This window comes from Streptomyces sp. SID13666, assembly GCF_010548325.1.
In the GTDB taxonomy this organism is placed as follows: Bacteria; Actinomycetota; Actinomycetes; order Streptomycetales; family Streptomycetaceae; genus Actinacidiphila; species Actinacidiphila fildesensis.
This window is the reverse complement of record NZ_JAAGLX010000100.1, coordinates 1-3,597: the sequence shown is the minus strand read 5'-3', so window position 1 is coordinate 3,597 and position 3,597 is coordinate 1. Positions and strand designations below refer to the sequence as shown.

Annotated in this window: 4 protein-coding genes; 1 reads left to right on the top strand and 3 read right to left on the bottom strand. The window is 69.8% G+C overall.

Translation table 11 applies throughout. The annotated features are described in order from the left end of the window. Positions 1–471 precede the first annotated feature (471 nt). Complete coding sequence (locus tag G3I60_RS43410) at positions 472–1,479, bottom strand: stage II sporulation protein M (protein WP_164299668.1); 1,008 nt, start codon at positions 1,477–1,479, stop codon at positions 472–474. A 109-nt stretch (positions 1,480–1,588) separates the two neighbouring features. Between G3I60_RS43410 and G3I60_RS43405 the strand changes: the two genes are divergently transcribed. After that, entirely contained in the window at positions 1,589–2,542 is a 954-nt protein-coding gene (locus tag G3I60_RS43405; RefSeq protein WP_164608533.1) for an RDD family protein, read from the top strand. 63 nt (positions 2,543–2,605) lie between these two features. Here G3I60_RS43405 and G3I60_RS43400 read toward each other — a convergent pair whose 3' ends face one another. Next, positions 2,606–3,220 carry a hypothetical protein gene (locus tag G3I60_RS43400; RefSeq protein WP_164299664.1) on the bottom strand — a complete coding sequence of 205 codons (615 nt, stop codon included), beginning with the start codon at positions 3,218–3,220 and terminating at the stop codon, positions 2,606–2,608. Positions 3,221–3,391: 171 nt separating this feature from the next. Continuing rightward, the coding region (locus tag G3I60_RS43395) for an adenosylhomocysteinase (protein WP_164298186.1) at positions 3,392–3,597 on the bottom strand (206 nt) is incomplete at its 5' end.

Sequence of the window (3,597 nt, the reverse complement as noted above, 5' to 3'; positions counted from 1 at the left end):
TGGCGTTGACTTTTGGCACGCTGTTGAGTTCTCAAGGAACGGACGCTTCCTTTGGTGCCGTCACCGGCGCCCTCCGGGCTTCCCTTCGTGTTTCCGACTCTATCAGACGCTTTCACGCCCGATTCCCGGTCAGCGGGAGTACTGCAGATCCTGCATTGTGTTGCTTTAGCGTTTCTGCCTTTCGGCTTTCCCGCTGCACCCGACTTTAGCAGAAGCTTTCCATCGGATTTTCCGCTCTCGTTTCGAGGACACGCGGATCCATTCGGAGAATTCACTCGGATTGGATGTGCGATGTCTTCGTCGCGAGGAACGAAGAAGCAAGGAGACTCTATCGAGCCGCCTCGAACATGTCTAGTTCGTGACAACCGTTCGAATCTACCTACCCTGGTCACCCGTGTCAACGGGTTTCTGGGGCGAAGAGGAGACTAACAGGTCGGGGACGCCGAGTGCACATCCGGGTGACCGGGGTGCTCAGGCGGCCGTCGGGAGGGTGGCGCTGCGGTCCGCGGCCTCCACGTCGCCGGTCTCGCCGCCGAGGGCCGCACGCCGGCCGACGCCGTAGATGTAGGCCAGGAACAGCAGTTCAGCGACGATGCCGATGGTGATGCGGGCCCAGGTCGGAAGGCCGGACGGGGTGACGAAGCCTTCGATGGCGCCGGAGACGAAAAGGACGGCGGCCAGTCCGATGGCCATGCCGATGGCAGCACGCCCCTCTTCGGCCAGCGCCGTTCTGCGCGAGCGGGGACCCGGGTCGATCACCGTCCACCCCAGCCGCAGTCCGGTGCCGGCGGCGATGAACACGGCGGTGAGCTCCAGGAGGCCGTGCGGGAGGATCAGCCCCAGGAAGGTGTCGAGACGGCCCGCGGAACCCATGAGGCCGATCCCGATGCCGAGGTTGAGCACGTTCTGCCACAGCACCCAGAGGACCGGCAGCCCGAGGAACACCCCGAAGACCAGGCACATCGCCGCGGCCTGGGCGTTGTTCGTCCAGACCTGGGCGGCGAAGGACGCCGCGGGATGGCTGGAGTAGTACGTCTCGTACTGACCGCCGGGCCGGGTCATCGAGCGCAGGGCTTCCGGGGCGCCGAGGGCCGACTGCACCTCCGGGTGGGAGGCGATCCACCAGCCGACGGCCGCCGCGACCGCTGTCGACAGCAGCGCCGTCGGCACCCACCAGTGCCGTGACCGGTAGACGGCTGCCGGGAAGGCGCTGGTGAAGAAGCGGGCGACATCGCGCCAGCTCGCCGTACGGGCGCCCGTGACCGCGCTGCGCGCACGGGCCACCAGGGTGGTCAGCCGGCCGATCAGCGCCGGGTCCGGGGCGCTGGACTGGACGAGGGACAGATGGGTCGCCGTGCGCTGGTAGAGGCCGACCAGTTCGTCGGCCTCGTCGCCGGTGAGCCGGCGACCGCGTCCCAACAGCTCTTCGAGCCGGTCCCACTCATGCCGGTGGGCGGCGGCGAAGACATCGAGGTCCATGGGCTGCTGCTCCTGGCGGAAGAGGGCCGGACAGTGGGAAGCCCAAGCTTGGCAGACCGGGCAGACTGTTCGGGCAAGGGTTCGGACGGGGTGGAGGAGGGGTTCGCGCGTGAGTGGACTGGTGACGGGCGAGGCGGTGGCGCTGGGGATGGACCCGGCCAAGCTGCCGAGCCGGGCGCTCGCGACGACGATCGACCTCGTCGTCTACTGGACGGGCTTCGTCGGGCTCATGTTCCTGCTCGCCGCCGCGACCTCGTCGCTCGACGACGCGGCGGTCGCCGCGGTGTCGATCGGCGCGATGCTGCTCATCCTGGTCGGCATACCGATAGCCGTCGAGACCCTCACCCGTGGGCGGTCGCTGGGCAAGCTGGCGGCCGGACTGCGGGTGGTGCGGGACGACGGCGGTCCGATCCGCTTCCGGCACGCGCTGGTGCGCGGGGCCGTGGGTGTCGTCGAGATCCAGCTGTCGCTGGGCGTCATCGCGTGCATCGCGTCCCTGGTGTCGGTGCGCGGGCGGCGGCTGGGGGACGTCTTCGGCGGGACCCTGGTCGTCCGCGAGCGCGTCCCGGTGCAGCACTCGCAGCTGATGCCGCCCGCACCGCCGTGGCTCGCGGCGCAGCTCGCCGGGGTGGACCTCTCGGGTGTGCCGGAAGGGCTGTGGCTGGCTGTACGGCAGTACCTCTCACGGATGTGGCAGCTGGATCCGCAGGTCGGCTGGTCGATGGCGGAACGGCTGGCGACGGATGTCGCCGCGTGCACGGGGGCGCGGATGCCCCAGGGGACTCCGCCGGCGGCGTTCCTGGCCGCTGTGGTGGCGGAACGGCAGTCGCGGGACGCCCGGCGGATGTTCGGCGCGGGCGGGCCTCCGGCCGGTCCCTTCGGGGGCGCACAGCCACCCGTCATGCCGTCGCCCGTCATGCCGTCACCGGTCATGCCACCTGTTCAGCCGGTCCAGGCTTTTCGGCCGGTCCAACCCGTCCAGCCCGTCCAGCCCGCGCCGGCGATGCTGTCGAAGCCCGCCGCACCGGAGCCGCCGCGTACCGGGTTCGCTCCCCCGGCGTAGCCCGGACCTGGGCAGGACCGGGCAGGACCGGGCCGCGCGCACCCCTGGGGATGGGCGGCGGTGTCAGGCGAACGCCGACGGTGGTGATTCGAGCTCTTCGAGTTCGATCCCCGGGGCGGAGAGGACGACGTCGCCCGCGATGTGGATCTGCCGCTGCTCGCCGGTGTCGAGCTCGGTCACCTGGTACTCGTCCACAGGCAGCGGGCCGCTGTCGGTGTCGTGTGTTGTCCTGTCGATCAGGGCCCACGACTGGTCGAGGGTGCGGGGTGCGAGCACGGGGGGTGCGAAGGAGACGAGGCGTACGCGGGTGGCCGGGGTGCCCGGTTCGAGGCGCAGCAGTCGTGCGGTGGCGATCAGAAACGCGGGCGAGGCCCCGGTGAAGGCATGGGCGGGGACGTTGCCCTCCTGTGCCTGCTCGCCCGCGGGGTCGGTACGGACCCAGGTGACGCCGTCGATGGCCGCGCCGCGGACCTGCCAGCTGGACGCGTTCAGTTCGAGGCGGATGGGGCGGCCGAGATCGTCGATGGTGAGGTCGACGGAGCCGGAATGGTCACCCGAGGGGGCGGTGAGCTGGGAGACGTAGCGCCAGCCGGAGGGGCCGGTGGCGCAGTGGAAGTGTTCGGCACCCAGGGGGGTGTGGTCATGCGTGTCGTGGAACGAGTAACGGCCTCGGGGCATGGTGGGGACCTTAAACGGCGTCGCCCCCGCCGCGGAAAACGGCGGGGGCGACGCTCGTGACGCTCAGTGCATCTGCAGCTGTCGATCAAACGCTTTCGATCCACAGCTTTGGATCAACCGCAGTGGACATGGATCGCCGCGATCAGCCGCGGTGATCCCGTACCGGGTGGATCAGTAGCGGTAGTGGTCCGCCTTGTACGGGCCCTCGACCGGGACGCCGATGTAGGCGGCCTGCTCCGGGCGCAGCGTCGTCAGCCGGACGCCGAGGGCGTCCAGGTGCAGACGGGCGACCTTCTCGTCCAGGTGCTTGGGGAGCACGTAGACGCCGGTGGGGTACTCGCTCTGCTTGGTGAACAGCTCGATCTGGGCCAGGGTCT

What these genes read in the sequence shown, in the direction of transcription:
- G3I60_RS43400 (WP_164299664.1), bottom strand. Translation starts at nt 3,220, where the DNA reads ATGCCCCGAGGCCGTTACTCGTTCCACGACACGCATGACCACACCCCC.
- G3I60_RS43410 (WP_164299668.1), bottom strand. Translation starts at nt 1,479, where the DNA reads ATGGACCTCGATGTCTTCGCCGCCGCCCACCGGCATGAGTGGGACCGG.